The sequence below is a fragment of the Pseudanabaena biceps PCC 7429 genome (genome assembly GCF_000332215.1).
Taxonomy (GTDB): domain Bacteria; phylum Cyanobacteriota; class Cyanobacteriia; order Pseudanabaenales; family Pseudanabaenaceae; genus Pseudanabaena; species Pseudanabaena biceps.
This window is the reverse complement of sequence record NZ_ALWB01000419.1, coordinates 1-934: the sequence shown is the minus strand read 5'-3', so window position 1 is coordinate 934 and position 934 is coordinate 1. Positions and strand designations below refer to the sequence as shown.

At 39.6% G+C, this 934-nt stretch carries 1 pseudogene; it reads left to right on the top strand.

Annotated elements, in window-relative coordinates:
- Positions 1-766: pseudogene (locus PSE7429_RS22875) on the top strand (ISAs1 family transposase); the annotation flags it as partial.
- Positions 767-934 lie beyond the last annotated feature (168 nt).

The window sequence follows — 934 nt, the reverse complement described above, 5'->3', positions numbered from 1 at the left end:
AGCCTCATTCATATGGTGAGTGTTTGGTCGGCAACACAGCATTTGGTGCTGGGACAGAAAAAGTTAGTGAGAAATCGAACGAAATAACCGCTATCCCACCATTGCTAGAAATGTTGGCAATTCGAGGTTGTTTGGTCAGCATAGACGCAATGGGATGTCAGACCGAAATAGCCAAAACAATCATTGAACAAGGTGCAGATTATGTATTAGCACTCAAAGGAAATCAAGGTAATCTCCATAATGATGTAAGTCAATTATTCACATCTGCTCGCGCCCAAAAATTCCATAATATCGAACATCAATTCCATTCAACAGTAGAAAAAGGGCATGGGCGCATTGAGAAGAGATCCTATTGGACTATGGGTAATACAGAATTTCTCATTGGCGCAGAGAAATGGACAGGGTTAAAAAGTATTGGCATGGTTGAATCAGAACGTAATGTCAATGGCGTAGTTTCTATCCAACAGCGATATTATATTCTGAGTATTGAGAGTGATGTGCACAGGTTCTCTCAATCTGTTAGAAGTCATTGGAGTATCGAAAATCAACTGCATTGGATTCTTGATGTTGGGTTTGATGAAGATGCTTCTCAAGGTTGTCGAGGCTATACTGCTGAAAACTTAGCTGTTATTCGTCATGTTGGCTTAAATTTACTTTCCCGTGACAAAAAACTAAGGTCGGAGTCAAGACTAAACGACTTAAAGCTGGATGGGATGACAACTATCTCAAGCATATACTTAACGCCTTAAACATAGTTTCACCTTAGTCTTCGTTATTTATTCATGAACGTGTGCGGTTGCCCTACATCTACAGTCATGATTATTGACAAACTACAAGAATTTCGTCAACAGGTATATAGATTTTTAGGAAACGGACGGGATGCAATATTTGACCTGATGGATGCAGTATTAACCAGTCCAAGCGTAAAGTCATT